General features: G+C 56.9%; 11 protein-coding genes. 6 read left to right on the plus strand and 5 right to left on the minus strand.

What is annotated here, in order from left to right; translation table 11 throughout:
* Window positions 1-55: 55 nt before the first annotated feature.
* Window positions 56-3,313, minus strand: coding sequence for a TonB-dependent receptor (locus JAO32_RS16845; RefSeq protein WP_334242539.1), 3,258 nt, complete (start codon window positions 3,311-3,313; stop codon window positions 56-58).
* Between the two features lie 324 nt (window positions 3,314-3,637).
* Entirely contained in the window at window positions 3,638-7,042 is a 3,405-nt protein-coding gene (locus tag JAO32_RS16850) for a TonB-dependent receptor (RefSeq protein WP_334242541.1), read from the minus strand.
* Window positions 7,043-7,349: 307 nt separating this feature from the next.
* Here JAO32_RS16850 and obgE point away from each other — a divergent pair, with 307 nt between their 5' ends.
* From obgE to JAO32_RS16865, 3 genes are all read left to right on the plus strand, one after another.
* Window positions 7,350-8,453 (plus strand): GTPase ObgE, encoded by a 1,104-nt coding sequence (obgE, locus tag JAO32_RS16855; protein ID WP_334242543.1) that lies wholly within the window; start codon window positions 7,350-7,352, stop codon window positions 8,451-8,453.
* A gap of 137 nt (window positions 8,454-8,590) precedes the next feature.
* Window positions 8,591-9,286 (plus strand): cytochrome c, encoded by a 696-nt coding sequence (locus JAO32_RS16860; RefSeq protein ID WP_334242545.1) that lies wholly within the window; start codon window positions 8,591-8,593, stop codon window positions 9,284-9,286.
* Entirely contained in the window at window positions 9,252-10,853 is a 1,602-nt protein-coding gene (locus JAO32_RS16865) for an acido-empty-quinoprotein group A (RefSeq protein ID WP_334242547.1), read from the plus strand. Before JAO32_RS16860 ends, JAO32_RS16865 begins: the two co-directional genes overlap by 35 nt.
* A gap of 125 nt (window positions 10,854-10,978) precedes the next feature.
* On the opposite strand, the gene JAO32_RS16870 is transcribed toward JAO32_RS16865, so the two are convergent.
* Window positions 10,979-11,971, minus strand: coding sequence for a transaldolase (locus tag JAO32_RS16870; RefSeq protein ID WP_334242549.1), 993 nt, complete (start codon window positions 11,969-11,971; stop codon window positions 10,979-10,981).
* Window positions 11,972-12,154: 183 nt separating this feature from the next.
* Entirely contained in the window at window positions 12,155-13,192 is a 1,038-nt protein-coding gene (locus JAO32_RS16875; protein ID WP_334242551.1) for a fibronectin type III domain-containing protein, read from the minus strand.
* Window positions 13,193-13,340: 148 nt separating this feature from the next.
* On the opposite strand from JAO32_RS16875, the gene JAO32_RS16880 reads away from it, so the two are divergent.
* Window positions 13,341-14,081, plus strand: coding sequence for a helix-turn-helix domain-containing protein (locus JAO32_RS16880; RefSeq protein ID WP_334242553.1), 741 nt, complete (start codon window positions 13,341-13,343; stop codon window positions 14,079-14,081).
* A gap of 6 nt (window positions 14,082-14,087) precedes the next feature.
* Here JAO32_RS16880 and JAO32_RS16885 read toward each other — a convergent pair whose 3' ends face one another.
* The gene (locus tag JAO32_RS16885; protein WP_334242555.1) at window positions 14,088-14,621 is read right to left on the minus strand and encodes a 5' nucleotidase, NT5C type; all 534 of its coding nucleotides are present in this window, start codon (window positions 14,619-14,621) and stop codon (window positions 14,088-14,090) included.
* Between the two features lie 94 nt (window positions 14,622-14,715).
* On the opposite strand from JAO32_RS16885, the gene JAO32_RS16890 reads away from it, so the two are divergent.
* Both JAO32_RS16890 and JAO32_RS16895 read left to right on the plus strand, forming a co-directional pair.
* Entirely contained in the window at window positions 14,716-16,374 is a 1,659-nt protein-coding gene (locus tag JAO32_RS16890) for a DHA2 family efflux MFS transporter permease subunit (RefSeq protein ID WP_334242557.1), read from the plus strand.
* 428 nt (window positions 16,375-16,802) lie between these two features.
* Window positions 16,803-17,795: a hypothetical protein gene (locus JAO32_RS16895; RefSeq protein WP_334242559.1), complete on the plus strand. Its 993-nt coding sequence runs from the start codon at window positions 16,803-16,805 to the stop codon at window positions 17,793-17,795.
* Window positions 17,796-17,797 lie beyond the last annotated feature (2 nt).

Genomic DNA, 17,797 nt, shown 5'->3' on the forward strand with positions numbered 1-17,797 from the left:
ATCAGTGCAGAAGCCGCTGGAAGTTTCACTCTCCAGCGGCTTTTCCACGTGATCTTTACCACTCGAAACGCAGGCCAGCCTGCAGACGCCGTTCGCGGGTGGGAGAGTTTGCCGACTGACTCGCCATGCCAAAGGGCTTTCCGGTTATCCCCTCAGCGGCAATCGTTGCAGCGTCCTGAAACGTAAGTGGCACCACACCATCCGCGCCAGCAGATCCTACAAGAAATGCACGCTGCTCCACGGTCGTCACGTTCACGTGATTCAGCAGGTTGTACGCCTGCATCATCAGACGTAGATGCGCCCGGTCATGCGCCATCGCAAAAGCACGAGACAGACTCAAATCCACATTCTCCGTCCAAGGCAAACGAAGTGTGTTGCGGCCAACACTCGGCAAATAATTCGCACCACCGGAGTTATTCAGGCTTTCGCGGCCACCCGGTAAGGACGAGCCACCGGAGAGGTTATAGCTGTAAGGACGCCCGCTTTGGATTAGCAACACAGGAGAGAGCGACCATCCATTACTGACTGTGCGAAGAAAAGCATTCGTAATCCGCACGCGTGGCTGCCACACGGCAAGCATCGTCACGCGGTGGCGATGATCAAAGTTTGATGGAGCACGATCGTACAGCGGACTGTACGGATCGAAGTGTGCATTCTCATTGCGCGCCGTGGGACCAGTGCGCACCGTGTCCAGCGATTTGCTGTACGTCCACGAAGTGCGCAGCGTGAGTGTGCGTGGCGTCTGATGCTGCAGCGTCAACGCCATCGCGTGATAGGTTCCGTTGCCATCAGACAGGATCGCCGTCACAGGACCAAACGCGGATGTCTTGCGAGCGGTGTACACCGGCACATGAAACACATCGCCACCGCGCGCACCTGCTTCACCACCATTGCGCACGATGCGGAACGCAATGTTGGAGGTGGATGGTGCAATGTTGAGATCGACTGTGTCAGTCAGTTCGCGACTTAGCGCAAGGATGTAGCTTCCTGAGATGTGTGTTCGCGTTGCAATCTGCTGAGAGACGGATAGCTCTGCAGTCTGTGCGGCAGGCATCTGAAACGAACGTGAAAATGCCCACGCTGCGCCTGCACTGGCCAAAGGCCCAAAAGGTGCGCAGGTATACGTTGCGGGGTAGCCGAAGTTCGTCCCATAAGATGCGCATGCAGGATCAATGATGGTGCGCGGTGTAATGCGAAGCTGCGTCTGGCTGGCGGTTTGTGCAGTGTTGGCAAGCGCTCGCTGAATCGTGGTGCCGGGGATGCTGGAGAATTGAAACCCATATCCCACATGCACTACCGTGCTGCTCGTTGGCGCATACGAAAAGCCTGCGAACGGCGCGAGATTATTCGTGTCAGAAGGCATCGTCTGTGTCGCAGCAAAACCGCCGAAGACCGCATCGATACTGGGATTCGGATGCTGCGGTGGAGGCAGGCGATCCCACTCGTAACGCGCACCCGCATTAATGTGCAGTCGCGGCGTCACACGCCAGCGATCCGAGACGAACGCACTCCATTCCGCCGTATGAAAACGCGTCTCTGGAACACTGCCGAAGGTCTGCGTGAAGTTGGAAAAGCAGAAGTAATGTGGCTGCGAATAGATCGACGGACATCCGCCATTCGGATAGCTGGCAGAGTTGTAGGTGTAGTCCGTAAGAAAATCCACCAATGAACCTGCATGGCCCGATGTAGTGGAATTGGCATAGAGATACCGACCATTGTTCGCTTCGCTTCCAGCGATGCGCTCATCTGTTGCGATCAACGATGCACCCACGCTCACCTGATGCGCTCGTCCATGAAATCGCAATGTGATTCCGGCTTCCGCACTGCGTTCATCCGGCAGTCTGCGCAGCCCGGTAATGGGCGCGCTGCCGAATGAAAACGCATCAGACAAATCTACCTGTGGCGCACCGCCACCGGGGCCTGTATGCGGCTCTTGCGGCAATGGTGTCGGTGACTCAGCATAGGTCACATCGCTGCTGTATCCAATGCGCGTATCCAGACTCCATCGCGGATGCAACATGGCCGTCGTGTGCAACAGCACATCATCGCCTTCGGTACGAACGCTGCCGATGCTGCCTCGACCACGGGCAACCACAGGTAAAGCATTCTGTCCCGCAGCAGAATCGAAGCGCACACGATTCCATTGCGCTGCAGTGTTGCTATGAGCCGTGTCCCAGTCCAACCGTGGAAAGAGCGATACCTCATTCGCATGGCGATCCAACGCGCCACTCAAACTATCGATATAAGCCAGCCCATTCGCAATAGCAGTAGCACTGACTCCACGATTTGCCAGCAATGCGCGTTGCACCGCCGTAAGCGAATAAAACGCGTTGTCGGATGGACTGGAGGTGGCAGGAAAGCTTCTCCGTTGGCCATCCAATGCTATGAAACCATATGCGCCGCGGAGCCCCAACCTGCCTCCGATGGAGCCGCCAAATTGTTCTCGTTGATCGCGTGGCTTTACCAGCGTTGTTGTGGGCGATCCGTTGTTGTAACGCGTCGTTGTGCTGAAAGGATTCGCCGCATTCCCCGCGCTGTTGCGGATCAGGAAGAACGCCGAGCCGTGAAAGTCTTCGCCGCCGCGCCGCGTAACGGTTCGCAATGCTCCGCCTGCTCCATGCGGTTGTGTCTTATCCGCATCGGCAACAGCGCGTACGCCAAACTCCTGCACAGCCTCTTGCGTAATGGCAAAGGGAAGCGCGCTGCCGCCACGCGGCTGCATATCAAACTGACGCGTATGGTCTGCGCCGTCCAGCGTGAAGCGGTTCAACGCCGGATCCTGCGCGCGAATGGAAAGCCGCGCGTTGTCGGTATCTCCCACAGCTTCCGGCGCGCTTTCCTCCGCGGGATTTAGCACCACATCCGCATCTTCCGCTGCGACCAGCGGTGTGAGTACGGCCAGCGATTGGAACCTGCGCCCATCCAACGGCAGCATCTGCAACTGCTGCGGTGACAGGTTCGCATTCAGTGGAGAATCAAACTCCACGGCAGGTGAGGCGATGACCTCCACCGTCTGAAGCGCTCCACCTATCTGCATACGTGGCATCAGGCGCGTTGTCTTACCAACAGCAACATCCACCGCATCGACCTGTAATGGGTTGAAGCCTGCAGCCGTAGCGGAAAGCACATAGCTTCCAGGCGTCAATGATGGAAAGAGAAACTCACCCAAACGATCTGATTGCAGCGTGCGCTGCTGGCCGGTATGCACATCACGCAGGGTCAGCGTAACGGACGGCATTGCAGCGCCGGAGGGATCGCACACGATGCCATTCAGCGCGCCGGTAGAGGCATCCTGTGCCATGGCAACAGGCATAGCGGCGAGACTCAACAGCAACGCTGTAAACGTTCGGCGTGGTAGGAGAAGAACAGCGATACGAGACAACGCGAGCAAGCGAAACAGCACTCCCCAACCGCACGCTGAAGCATGCGGCTATCTTCTTCGGAACACACCACCACTGCGGGAACAAACGACACTACTGCTAAAGCCCTCTCTGTGCTGTCTGGAGAGCTTCTGTACATAACAAAATTCGAGTCTTCGCAGCGTAGCGGTTTCGTCATGAAAACGCAAAACATGTAGCGCAAAAAAGCAAAAGGGTGACGGCCGAAGCCGTCACCCTTTCGTTTCCGAATTTCCGAATTAGAAGTGGAACTTCGCTCCCAACTGGATCTGGCGCGGGCTGTAGGCCAGGTTGCTATTCACCGAAGTACGAGTGCCAAAGGCCGAGCTGTACGTCAGCGTGTTCGCCGTAGCGCTGGTGCTGATGGTATAGCCGGTCGTTGTTACGCCGGTGGTGTTGTAGTGGTTGGCGATGTTGAAGCTCTCGCCCAACAGCTCCAGGTCCATACCTTCCCGGATCTGGAAGCGCTTGCTCAGGCGGAGGTCAGCCACCATGGTGCGGGGCAGTTTGTAGGTGTTACGGCCAATGTTTGCGATGCGGAACGCACCGTTGGAACCATTGATGCCACCACCGATGGCCGACAGCGAGGAACCGTTATCGCCCAACGCCGTGGTTGGAGTGCCACTGCTTGCCAGCGAGTACGGCAGACCGCTCTGCGCAGCGAAGCTGGGCGAGATTTCCCAGGCATTCGTCAGCAGACCCCAGGGTCCGTGAACGAACTTCGGCGTTTGATACACGGCGTACATCACCAGACGCTGTGGCACGTTGTTATCAGAGTTGCCGTAGTCGGCCGCGGGGTTCAACGGATCCGTGTAGGCATTGGTGCTGGTGAACGTGGTGCCGTTCACACCGTTGTCCAACGCATGTGAGAACGTGTAGTTCACGTCAAACGACAGACCGTTTGTGAGCTGATGCTTCGCTTCCAGAATCACACCGTGATAGCTGGAGCTGGCATTGCTTACAATCGCCGTCACCGCACCGAACACGGGGTTCGGACGCTGGCTGCTGGCATACGCATTGGGACCGTTCACACCCGCGGCAACAGTGCCCGTAGCACCCTTGGCGTAGAAACGTGTGGTGACCTTGCTGCCAGCAGGCAATGGTCCTTTGCCCGTGGTGTCCGCAACGGTATAGGTAACAGTCGTGGTCGGAGTGGGCAGGTTCGCATCCACGAAGTTCGGCATCTCGCGGCCAAGTGCACCAATGTAGCTGGCGCCGATGGTCGTTCTCCAGCCAATGGAGCGCTGGATGGAGAGATCAAACTGCTCCGTGTAAGGATTCTGGAATCCAGGAGCAAAGTACGTGGAAGCCGGAGCTGCACCCGCAGATCCAACACTGCCGATCACAGCAGGATAAGCCGGAGCGCCGCTCTGCGTTGAGGTGTAGTTAAAGGTGAGCTGAGACGCCGGCACACCATTGATCTGTGTTGCATTGCCGGTGCTGGTGAGAGCGCTGTAGATGGTGGAGTTGATGGTGCGGCCGTAGAAGAGACCGAATCCACCACGAATGCTGGTCTTGCCATTACCGAACGGATCCCACGCAAAGCCCACACGCGGAGCAATGTTGTTCTTATCCGAAGGCATCACACCGGTTTGGGCAATCGCGTTGGTGCCGAAGTTGCCACCTGTAACCGGCAGTCCTGCATAAGGGCTGGGGAAGAGCTGCAGCTCATAACGCAGGCCATAGGTAATGCTCAGGTTCGGAGAAGCCTTCCACTCGTCCTGCGCGAAGATGCCGATGTCGTGCGTGACGAAGTCGAACGCCGTGGGACCGAAAGCCTGCTGGTAGGACGAGTAGTTCTTCGCCTTGTTGTAGACAGTCGAGTTCGTGCTCTGACCCAGGTACCAGTCGCCGAGGTATGCACCCACGGTGGAGTAGCTGTAGCTACCGAACTGGCTACGCAGGTTCTGGCTCAGGTCGTAGGTGTGCAGGTAGTCCATACCGAACTTCACGTTGTGCGAACCGTGTGTCCAGTTGGCAGTATCGGCCACCTGCCAACGACGCTCATCGGGGTAGCGCTGACGCTGCAGGAACGTCTGGGTACCGAAATTGAAGCCGTTGGTGATACCAACGTTCGGCGGCAAGCCAAACGGATTGGTATATGTGCCACCACGGGCCTGATTGATGTAGTTCTGCTCGTAGTTGGTAGCAGGAGTCTGAGCAAACTCGTACTCGAAGTCGCGGCCGTACTGGTAACGCACTTCGTTGACGAGATTGCTGGTGATTGTGGTGTCGAGCTTGGCGACGCCGAAGGTGAGCTTCACAAAGTCATCGCCGAAGGAACGCGTGCCGTAGGTGTTGGTGGCCTGCGTTTGAATACCCGCGGGCGATGCCCAGTTGAGGCGGTTCACTTCAAAGCTGGCATGGTTGCGACCGTTGATCTGCCAGTCGATCTTCGGGAAGAAGATGTTCTGGTCGCCCGTACGTGGCACGGGGCCAAGCATGGTGTTCAACGCAGCGAGACCCTGGTTATACAAAGGAACTGCAGCTGCATACTGTGCAGGTGTAACAGCGGAAGCGCTGCCGGTTCCCAGATAGTTTGCTGCCAGCGTGCAGTTGCTGGCATCCGCTGTGCTGGGAGCAGCCGTACCGGTGGTGACGCCGCAGGTCTTGCCCGTGGGCAGCGTCGCATCTGGAGCCGCGAAGAAGGTAGCCGGGCTGCTGGCAACACCCGTTCCGGGGAAGTTGCGCTTGAACTTGTCGATGGCCAACAGGAAGAACAGCTTGTCCTTGATGATGGGGCCGCTGACCGCACCACCAAACTGCTTGCGCCAATCCTTGGGCTTGATCACATTGGTGACCGGACCAGAAGAGGTAACAGTGGTGAGCTGTGTCGTGGGCGACTTGGAACCCCAGCCAGCGTCACGATCGCGGAAGTACAGTTCGCCGTGGAACTGGTTCGTACCGCTCTTGGTAACGGAGTTCACAACGCCACCCACTGCGCGGCCATATTCCACCGTGTAGTTCGAGGTGTTCACCTGGAATTCCTGCACTGCGCTCTGCGCCGTGGAGTATCCCGCACGCGTACGTCCGCGCTCTTCCGCGAAGAATGCCTGGTTATCGTCCGCACCGTCAATGGTGATGTTGTTCTGCAGTACGCTCTGGCCACGGAAGCTCAGCAAGCCGAAGCCATCCGAGTTAGACACAACGCCCGGAGTCAGGGCGGCGTAGCTGGACCAACGATAGTTGTTCACCGGCAGGTTCTGGAGAACGTGCTGCTCGATGACACTGTTGAAGTCCGGCGACGTGGTGTTGATAGCCGGAACTTCTGAGGTCACAGTGACCTCTGTGCTGGTGCCAGCGGCAGCCAGGTTCGCATCCACATTGGTCAACAGACCAACCTGCACGACGACGGCCGTGGACTTGTATGCTCCGAAGCCCGTAGAGGTGACTTCTACGGTATAGGTGCCCGGCTGAAGATGGATTGCGCGGAAATAACCCTGATCGTCCGCCTTCACGGTCTGCGAAGCCGAGGTTCCATTGTTCGTAACGGTGATCTGCGCTCCGGGTACAACAGCGCCACTCGGATCATGGATAATTCCGCCGACAGCGCCATCCACGGCCGACTGCGCAAATGCGCCAACCGCCGCTCCGGACATGAGTACTGCCGCAAGCGCAAGGCTGCGGAAGGTCTTGATTTGCATCGAAAAGTCTCCTGAAATTTTTCTTCGCGTTCTTATATGTCTGTCGAAACGATTGCCGACAGGGTGGTGCGGATAATTTGCGGGGCGTAAGTGAAACTCTGAAGGCCCTCTGCGAAATGTCCCCTCAGAGTTTGGCAGGTCACTGTCAACGGATCGTGAATGCGCGGGGGACGCCTATGTTGTCCGGCGTCTCCATTTTCTCCCATTAACACGCACAAAAAAAGACATTTCGACCGTTCAGCGTGTGGGAAACAAGTTCCAATTCGGCACAGGAAGCGCGCATCCACTAAACTGAATAAAGGCACTGATGTTTATTGACGAGGCAAGAATCCGGGTAAAGGCGGGCGACGGCGGCAATGGCTGCATGGCCTTCCGCCGGGAAAAGTTCGTTCCGCGCGGCGGTCCGTCCGGTGGCGACGGCGGCCACGGCGGCGACATACTGATGCGTTCCAGCGAAAAGCACAACACACTGGTGCACTTCCGCTTTAACCCGGAACACAAGGCAGAACGCGGTACCCACGGCGAAGGCTCCAACATGAGCGGCCGCAGTGGCGATTTCACCCTTCTAGCCGTCCCGGTGGGAACGCAGGTCTTCGACGAAGACACCGGCGACCTGATTCACGATTTCCGCTACCCCGACGAACAGATCGTAGTAGCGCGCGGCGGTCGTGGTGGCCGCGGCAACCAGCACTTCGCCACCAGTACCCATCAGGCTCCGCGCGAGCACGAACTGGGTCGCCCTGGTGAAGAGAAGCATCTGCGTCTTGAATTGAAGCTGCTGGCTGATGTGGGTCTTGTCGGCTACCCCAACGTGGGCAAATCGACGCTGATTTCGCGGCTTTCTGCAGCTCGTCCCAAAATTGCGAACTACGCCTTCACCACGCTGGAACCGAACCTGGGCGTGGTCAAGGTGGGCGATTTCCCGCACGAACAATCGTTCGTCATCGCGGATATGCCCGGACTGATCGAAGGCGCCAGCCAGGGCGCAGGCCTCGGTATCCAGTTCCTCCGCCACATTGAACGCACCAGCGTTCTGGCTCACCTGGTAGATGTTTCTGACGGTTCTGGCCGCCCGGACCCTGTGGAAGACTTCAAAGTGATTGCAGGCGAGCTGGAAGAGTTCGGCCACAATCTGGAAGACAAACCTGTCATCGTGGTTGCTGCCAAAATCGATGCGGCCAATCCCGACAAGTTAAAAAAACTACAGACCTACGCGAAGCGTCGCAAGCTGCCTTTCTATGCCATCTCCGCTGTTACAGGAGAGGGCATTGAAGCGCTGAAATTCGCTTTGGGTAAGGCTGTGGAAGAGCATCGCAAGGGCATTGATCTACTGCCGCCCCCTGCACCGGCACCGCGCAAACACAAGAGTGCGTATCCGCCGCCGCTGGCCAGCAAGAAATCAGGGCGGTAAAGCGCAGTGCATGGTCTGACCACTTTTTGTTACAAAGGTGGGGTCAGATGAAACGCCTTCCGTTCATTTCCGCCTCTCTGGTCCTTGGGGCTCTGTTTGCATGGTGCCCGAAAGCGCTTTCGGCACAGGAAGTCCCCGTGTCCAAGCAGAACGTACTCAAGCAGGACAACGTCATCCGCGGCCAGAACCTCTTTGGCCAGAACTGCGCTGCCTGCCATGGAGCTAACGCCACCGGTGGCATGGGGCCAAACCTGACCATGTCCGCACTGGTGCGTCACGACGTGGGCGGTAAGGACATTGGCACGGTGATTCATGAAGGCCGTATGGACAAGGGCATGCCTGCCTTCCCGCAGATCACAGCGGATCAGGTATCCGATATTGCAGCGTTTCTGCATGCGCGTATTGATGCCTTCACACGCGCGTCCGCCCTTGGCGCCAGCGCATTTGCTGGTTCGTTGAATGTGGGTGATGCCAATGCGGGCAAGGCCGTCTTTGCTGCAAAGTGTGCCACCTGCCACTCCGCTACAGGCGACATGAAGGGCATTGCCACCAAGCGCGATCCCGCGGAACTGGAACAGGCGATTCTGCTGCCGAAGACGAAGCCCGAGACAGGTTCCGTAACGGCTGCAGGCAAGAAATACGACGGTCGCTTTCTGCATCGAGACGGCTTTACCGTGACGCTGCAAACCGCCGATGGCGTGTCGCATACGTGGGAAACCGATCACGTCACTGTGAATGTCAACGATCCGCTGAAGGGACATAAGGCGCTGCTGCCCACCTACACCGATAAGGAAATTCATGATGTTTTCTCGTACCTGGAAACGCTCAAGTAGCGCCGTCGTTCTTACCCTGGCGTGCCTGACCGCGGGTGCGCAGAAGAAGCCTGTTGCAGCACCCGTTGCCGCAGTGCAAAGTTTGCCCAGTGTGGGCGCTGACTGGTCGCAGTACAACGGCGACAGCTCCGGCCGCCGCTACTCTTCGCTGTCGCAGATCAACAGCACCAACGTGAAGAACCTTACGCTGGCGTGGACGCTGCCGACGAAGGGACTGGCGATCAAAGGAACACCCATTGTTGTGGATGGTGTTCTCTATGTCACGTCACCCAACCATGTGTGGGCTGTGGACGCCGTCACCGGCTTGAAGCTGTGGAGCTACGAACGCAAGTCGACGGGCAACATGATTGCCAACCGCGGCGTTGCGTACCTGGATGGGAAGGTCTACTTCGGCACGCCAGACGCCCATGTGATCGCGCTGGATGCGAAGACCGGCAAGGTCGTATGGGATAAGGAAGTGGGCGATGTCACCTTCGGCTATTACATTGCCGTAGCGCCCCTCGTGGTGAAGGACAAGCTGATTGTCGGCACCAGCGGTGACGTATCGGACGTGCCCCACGCGCTCTATGCTCTGGATCCTGCCGACGGCAAGCAACTGTGGAGGCTGAACACCATTCCCTCCGCAGGTGAACCCGGCGCAGACACATGGCCCAGCGAAGAGGCGCGGAAGCACGGTGGCGGTCCGCTGTGGGTCACCGGCACCTATGACCCGGAACTGAACCTGATGTATTGGGGCACGGGCAATCCGCATCCGGTACTGGCTGGCAATGTCCGCGAGGGCGCAAACCTGTACACCTGCACCATCCTCGCCGTCGATCCGGACACCGGCAAGATCAAGTGGTACTTCCAGCCCAGCCCGCATGACACACGCGACTGGGACGCCGTGGAAACCAACATTCTGTTTGACGCCACCATCAATGGCAAGCCGCGCAAACTGCTGTCGCACGCCAGCCGCAACGGCTACTACTTCCTGCTGGACCGTGTAACGGGCGAATCACTGGTATCGACCCCGTTCACTCCTCTGAACTGGTCTAAGGGAGTCAATGCAAAGGGCGAGCCGATTCCTGATCCTGCGAAGGAAGAGACGCCCGGCGGTGTACTCATTCACGGTGTGGCCAACGGAAGCGCCAACTGGCCTCCGCCCGCATTCAGCCTGCAAACCGGCCTGTTCTACGTGAATGCGGAAGAGGGATGGTCGTACTGGTACTCCGCCCTGGATGCCAACGGCAAACCGGAAGACCATCAAGGTGGTTCGGGCATTTCATTGGAAGAGAACAGCTTCCTGCTGGCACTTGATCCGAAGACTGGTAAGGAAGTCTGGCGCAGGGACACAGGCCGTAATAGCCGCAACTACAGCGGTTTGTTAGCCACGGCAGGGCATCTGCTTTTCGGTGGCGATGCCTATGGCAACATCTTCGCGCTCGATCCGGCCACGGGCAAGGCGTTGTGGCATGCGCGTCCAGGCAGCAACCTGACCAACGGCCCCATGACCTTTGAACGCAACGGTCGGCAGTACGTGGTCTTCGGTGTAGCGGATACGCTGTATACCTTCGCGCTACCTCAGTAACAACAAATCAAAGCAAAGAGGTGGATTCTCATGCGGGAATCCACCTCTTTGCTTTGGGATACATAACGGCAAAACAGCAGAGGGAGCCCGAAGGCTCCCTCTGCATTGCTTTTCAAGCGGTGGAGTTACGCGCCCACCGGCTCGGCTACTTCCTTCAAACGCTTTTCCAGCAGGGCTTCCAACTCTTCCAGAGCCTTGGAGAAGCCTTCGATGCCTTCCTTCAGCTTGTCGTGAGCCATGCGGTCTTCCGCGTGCATCTTCTCGAAGGTAGCCTTGTCGATCGTGATCTTCTGGATGTCCATGGACTTCGCCTTTTCAGCATCCAGCTTCTTCTCCAGCGTGCCTTCCTTGCTGTTCAGCTCGTCCAGCAGCTTCGGAGCAATGGTCAGCAGATCCGAACCGGCCAACTCTTCAATCTCGCCGATGTTACGGAACGAAGCGCCCATCACCTGCGTCTTGTAACCGAACTTTTTGTAGTAGTTGAAGATGGTGGTCACAGAGATGACGCCGGGATCTTCCGCACCGGTGTAATCCTTGCCCGTGTCCTTCTTGTACCAATCCAGGATGCGGCCCACGAACGGCGAGATCAGCGTCACGTTCGCCTCAGCGCAGGCAATGGCCTGATGCAGACCAAAGAGCAGCGTCAGGTTGCAGTGAATGCCTTCCTTCTCAAGCTGCTCAGCAGCCTTGATGCCTTCCCACGTCGAGGCAATCTTGATCAGAACGCGGTCCTTGCTGACACCGGCGTCCGCGTACTGCTTGATGATGTCCTTCGCGACTTCGATCGTCTTCTCCGTGTCGTAGGAGAGGCGGGCATCCACTTCGGTGGAGACGCGGCCCGGAACGATCTTCAGAATCTCGCGACCAAAGGCGACAGCCAGAGTCTTGAAAGCTTCCGCAGCAACAGCCTTATCGTCGGAGTTCGCGCCGGCGTTCTGCTTCGCGGTCTTCAGCACGTCGTCCACAATGTGGCTGTACTCCGGCATGTTTGCCGCGGCGGTGATCAGCGACGGGTTGGTGGTCGCGTCGGTCGGCTTAAACTTCTCCATCGACTTCATGTCGCCGGTGTCGGCCACCACGGTGGTGTACTGCTTGAGCTGGTCCAAAAGCGTCGCCATTTGCGTTCTCCTTCGAATGTCCCTGAGCAAAAATCGTTTCGCTGTCTATTTTACGCCTGTTCGCACACCTATTTGGATGCCTTACAGCGTAGTAATCACTGCCTTCTTCAAGGCAATCACCTAACCAGTATTCGTATCCTCGAATTCAGTTCGTTGATGGAAAACCAGGTCAGCCACGAATGTTTAAGGGAGTGTTACACGGACACTCGTGCTGCGCTGCTCCCCCGTGCCATTCACTGACGCCACCCAGTACTGATAGCTATGTCCATTCGCCACGGACTTGTCTGCGTAGGTAAATCCGCGCAAGGGTTCCTGCGTCAGCAACGTGGTGTTTCCGGATTCTTCGCGATAGACACGATACCCGGTAACTCCTGCGTCGTCTGGCGGTTGCCACACCAGGTCAACTTCCGGTGTAGAAAGCGTGTTGGTCAGCGCCTCAACGTTTGTCGGCGGTAATGGCAGCGGCAGCTTTGCCGATGCCGCAACCGTCACGCTGGCCGCATCACTATCCATGAGAAACGACTCACCACCCAGCGATACCGTACGACGACGGAAGACGGTGTAACGCTGCTCTTCACCCACATGACCACCGGTATCGAGTGTTCCGTCAGAGAGTCCATTTAACTGTTTTGCGGGATCCGACGCGGAAAGCAGGGTGGACCGTGCGGTATTGGTTCCGCGCGACACGCGCAACATTACGCCGTCGCCACCTGGCTTCCACTGCACCAGAACGCCCTGCGCCACCGGTTTCGCACGCAGATCACTGACGATCTCGGGCGCAGCTCCAGCCGCCGTCTTCACCTCAGTCCATCCCGCACCACTCCCAGCGGAGTTCACCAACCGCACGCGATACACCAGCGTGCGTGCGCTGCCTTCTGCCAAGGGTGCTGGTAGAACATCGTGATAACCACCAGCCGCGCCGGCAGTTGCCGCAAGATGCGTAATGGGCGTGCAGTTTGCGTTGGTGAATACCTCCGCGCGGCACACCTCCGCCTGCATAACGCCCGCACTGTGTTTTCCAGTTAATGAAACGCCATCGGTGGTGCGCACAGGATTCGTCCATGTGAGGTCAACCGCATTCCCCACACGTGTTGCAGCTAAACCACGCACTGCCGCAGGCAAATGCAGCGATGGCGGACGCACCGGCCCCTGGCTGGCGCAGCCCACAAGCAATAGTGGCAACGCCGCAAGGGGTGCAAGGAATTGTCTGTTACGGAACACGGCCGAAATCACATGTACGAGCCTAAAGTCCACAGGCAACCTTTTGCAAAGACAAGATTTGTCACTTCATTTCAATGCGGACATCTTTCCGTCCAAATTCAACATCTTTTGCCTACGTGAAGTGTCGCTAAACAGGAGAGATTCACTGATGGCAACATCCGGAGAGACGAAGGACGCAATCATGACAGACAGTCCGTCTCCGCCCACCAATACAAGTGATCCAGTGGCTGGTGAAGTTGCGGAAAGCTTCATTGCGGAAAAGAAGCTCGGAGAACGGATCAAGCAGTTGCGCCTTAAAAAAGGCATGGGCCTTGTCGAACTTGGCCGCCACACGGGCCTCAGCGCCAGCTTTCTATCGCAACTTGAAACCGGCCGCGTTGTGCCCACGCTGCGCAACCTTGCACGCATCTCGTTGGTTTTTTCCAAGGACCTGAGCTACTTCTTTGAGCCAGAGCCGAAGACGCTTTTCCGTGTGCAGCGCGGAAAAGATCGTATTCGCCTTCCGCAGAGTGGCACAGACGATCCAGCCTATTACTTTGAATCGTTAGGCTACCTAATCCCAGACCGCCAGCTTGACCCGTACTTTGCGGAGTTCTTACCGAACGTAACGCCGCGCCGTGCGCATCAGCACCCCGGCTCTGAGTTTCTATACGTTCTGGAAGGCGAGATGGACATTACGCACGGAGAGTCCACTCATCGACTGGAAGCTGGCGACGCCGTCTATTTCGACGCGAATACGCCACACAGTTATGCCAACGCGGGGCAGGCACCCGCCAAGGCGCTCATCGTTACGCTGCAGGGTAATGCGACTTCGCAGAGTGGTGGAAGCGCACTGCCACATGGCAATGGAAAGACGCGCGGATCCAATGAGAGCATCGCCGCGCGTTAGTCCGGTTCAGCGTTCCGTATAGAAGAACTTCTCGACCGCGTTCCAGTCCTCAACGCGTGTCCATTCCTTCGCAAGCCGGTTATGTGGCGCGGAAAAGAGCAACCCCTTGCCCTGAAACGCGCGTAGTTGCCGAGGATTGTCATCGATCAGGTAATCGGCGGCAAGAATCCCCTTGTCGCCACAGAAGACGATGTGCGACGGACGGATGAAGGGGAAATGCTGCTCCATCCATGCAAACTTCGCCGCGAAACTCATCGGCACTTCCATGGCCGCAGACGCGATGAAAACCTCGTGATCGCGGTTGAGGCGCTCGAGGACGCGTTGCGCATCCGGCATCACTTCCAGGTGCCGAAAGAATTCAGGTTCGTTGAGGTATCCGACGAGCGCCTCATGGTGCGCGTCTGGCACGCATTGCCATAGCCACTTGCCGTCCATATCTTCTTTGGAAAGTTCCGTGCGAAAGTCGGCGTTGTAGCGGCGGATGTGTTCTGCGACGGTGTCCGCCATCACCTCGTCCATATCAATTGCAATTCTTGCCATGAATCGACCCTAGCATGTCGTGTCTATGCACCATAAACAGTGCATACGCAAACTCTCTGCATCCCCTGCCGGAATCCGCCATCTGAAATCGGGTATGGCTGCAACCACAATGGAAGAGTTCGGCGAGTCAGCCGAGGTATTGCACGCGGCAGAAGCGCCGTGGCGACCGAAGCATAACCCCTGGCTGATTGCCCTCACAGTGACCCTGGCTACCTTCATGGAGGTGCTGGATACCTCCATCGCCAACGTGGCGCTGCCGCATATTGCGGGTGGGCTGGGTGCCTCGCAGGATGAAGCTACGTGGGTCATCACCAGTTACCTGGTGGCCAACGCAATCATCCTTCCGGCTTCCGCGTATCTGACCACGTTCATCGGGCGCAAGAAGTTCTACATGATCTGCGTGGTCATCTTTGGTATCTCGTCGGCTATGTGTGGGCTGGCGCCTACCCTGCCTATCCTGATCCTGTTCCGGTTGATCCAGGGTGCTGGTGGTGGCGGACTGGGGCCGAGTGAGCAGGCCATCCTTGCCGATACCTTCGAGCCTAAGCAGCGTGGGCAGGCGTTCGCGCTGTATGGGCTGGCGGTGGTTGCGGCTCCGGCCATTGGGCCTACGCTGGGTGGATGGATTACGGACAACTATGACTGGAGATGGATATTCTTCATCAACGTCCCTGTTGCGATCCTGTCGTTGGTGTTGACGACTCGTATGGTGGAGGATCCTCCGCACATCATCAAGGAAGTAGAGGCGAACAAGCGTAAGGGACTGAACCTGGATTACATCGGGTTCGCACTGCTGGCGCTTGGCTTCGGGTCGCTGGAGTTTGTGCTGGACAAGGGCCAGGAAGATGACTGGTTCGGTTCCCACATGATTACGGCCTTTGCCATTGTGTGCGCTGTTTCGCTGGTTAGCCTGATCATCTGGTCGCTGTGGCGGTTGAAGAAGGGTGAGAAGCCGATCCTGAACCTGACACTGTTCAAGCAGCGGAGCTTTGCGGTGTCGTTCACGCTGCTGTTCGTGCTGGGCTTCTCGCTGTATGCGTCGACTGTGCTGATTCCGCAGTATGTGCAGACTTTGCTGGGTTATACGGCGGAGCTTGCGGGATTGGTCATCTCGCCGGGCGGATTCACCATCATGCTGATGATGCCGGTTGTCGGCATCCTGATTACACGTGTTGATCCGCGTGTGATGATCTCGTTCGGCTTCGCACTGCTGACGTATTCGCTTTACCTGATGCACTCGCACATGAATCTTGGGTCGTCGTTCGCGGACATTATGTGGCTGCGTATTGTGCAGGCTGCTTCGCTGGCGTTCCTGTTCATTCCCATCAACACCATTGCGTACAACAACATTCCGCGATCGCAGAACAACGATGTCAGCGGACTTTCAAATCTTGCTCGTAATGTGGGTGGGTCGGTGGGTACGGCGTTCGTGGCGACGATGTTGTCGCGGCGCTCGCAGGCGCATCAGGGTTACATGATCCGCAACCTGACACCCACAAGCCAGGCCTTCAACGACCGTATTAACAGCGTTGCCGGATTCCTGCAGGGCAGTCGCGGTCCCGGCAGCGGCAATCATGCCGATGCGATCTCCGCAGCGCAGGGCAACATCTACAACATGCTGCACAACCAGGCGTCGATGCTGGCTTATCTGGACATCATCGCGGTGCTGGCAGTGTTCACAGCCATCATGGTTCCGCTGGTGTGGATTGTGCCCAAGCCCGCTCACATGGACGGCGACGCACCCGCGCACTAATCCATCCGCAACACATCACCACAACGAATGGCCGCTCCTTCTGGAGCGGCCATTTGCTCTTGCGCTGAATCTTTCCGCAATGGGATGGGGAGGGTACCCCCCTCCCCCCTGTTTTTGCAAAATCGTCTTTCGAAAGGACTTAGCTGCGGGGTATCCCGCAAAATCGTCTAACCATTGGGGTTAGGGGCAAAATCGTCTTTCTATTGGACTTATCGGATTTAGACTTTTTCCGATAGAAGCCCTACTTCTATTGTAGCGATCTGGAGGAAAATACCATGCCAACTATATTTACTTTGGTTTGTTAGTGATAGATCAATTTGGGGCTTGACACGATTCTCATCGACCAGGCCATCGACTGGATCCGCTCTTGATTATGAACGGTCTCCGCGGGAGACATGTATCTAGCCTTGGGATACAAGTAAGAGGCAATGAAAGTTTTTTGGTCCTGGCAATCAGATACCGATGGAAACATCGGGAGGCACTTCCTCAGAGACGCAATAGAAGAATGTATTCAAGAGTTGTCTATAGGGTCAGAGCTGGAAGAGGCGGAGCGCGGAACCGATTTTGAGGGTCTCCACCTTGACCATGATCGAAAGGGTGTTCCAGGAAGTCCCGATCTCGCACGTCTCATTTTCGAAAAAATTGAGGCTTCTACGGTTTTTATTGCCGACGTAACATCCGTTGGCTGCGTTGATATCGATGTGGTCACAAGCAATAAAGGCAAACGCCTGATTAATTCCAATGTTGCGATCGAGCTAGGTTATGCTCTGGCGAAAGTGGGAGATCGCTCGATCATCATGGTGATGAACTCTCACTACGGCGAACATGCGAACTTGCCATTCGATCTACGCGCCAAAGCAGGACCGATACTTTTCAAGTTAGCTCCGCTGGCTGACAAGACGGAAATTGCATCTCAAAAACGTCTTCTTAAGGGGACACTTCGCTCTGCGCTTCGGGAATGCCTGATGGCAGCGATTAAGGACAAGCAGCTTTCGGAGATCCACAATCAACGTAAGCCAGACGTAACGTCTGAGGACTGGGAAGCGCTGGGAGAAAAGCTGAAGTCAATGTGTCAAGGCCTGAGGGCTGACTCACAGTATCGTGGCGATACCCAAAAAACGACTTGGCGGATCGCGGGAGGACGAAATGCTACTTGTGCTTCATATCTGAGTCGCGCGGGCGCAATGCTACGACGATCCGCCAAGGTCAGAGAGACTATCAACGATGTAGTTCTTTCGGAGCCTGATGATATGGATCGATGGCTTAGCTTTCTGCAATATCGAGGATGTCTTCAATCAAAAGCGCACGCTTTCGAAGAGCACGACGATGGCACAAGGATCATGATTCTTCTGGGTTCCATAGAAGATCTCCCAGAAGCTTCGTTCCGCGCTTGCTTAGACTTGGCAAATGCCGAGTTTTGAGT

It is taken from the genome of Terriglobus sp. ADX1, assembly GCF_036877645.1.
Lineage (GTDB): Bacteria > Acidobacteriota > Terriglobia > Terriglobales > Acidobacteriaceae > Terriglobus.